Annotated in this window: 1 protein-coding gene; it reads right to left on the minus strand. The window is 62.3% G+C overall.

Annotated elements, in window-relative coordinates; genetic code table 11:
• The coding region (locus tag EN853_RS33625; RefSeq protein WP_281062259.1) for a chemotaxis protein CheB at positions 1 to 269 on the minus strand (269 nt) is incomplete at its 3' end.
• Between the last annotated feature and the right edge of the window lie 20 nt (positions 270 to 289).

Below are 289 nucleotides of genomic sequence, written 5' to 3' on the forward strand. Positions count from 1 at the left end.
CTGTAGTCAAGTGTAACGTGCACTGCTGCGCTTCTCGGCATGTCAGGATAAGCGGCATCCGTAGAATCCTGGCCGATCGTGATACCGCCTCGCCGGCTTATTTCGAAAAGACCGAGAGTGCCGTCATTCAGGTTTCCGGTCAGTATGACGCCCACGGCGGCTGGGCCGTAGCTCTCGGCGACGCTCCGGAAGAGCGGGTCGATGGCGGGCCGCGCGCAGTTCTCCTTGAAGCCTCGCGAGAGATGGAGGCGCCCCCCAGCGACGATCATGTGGTGATCTGGTGCGGCCA

The sequence above is a fragment of the Mesorhizobium sp. M1C.F.Ca.ET.210.01.1.1 genome (assembly GCF_004791585.1).
Classification (GTDB): Bacteria; Pseudomonadota; Alphaproteobacteria; order Rhizobiales; family Rhizobiaceae; genus Mesorhizobium.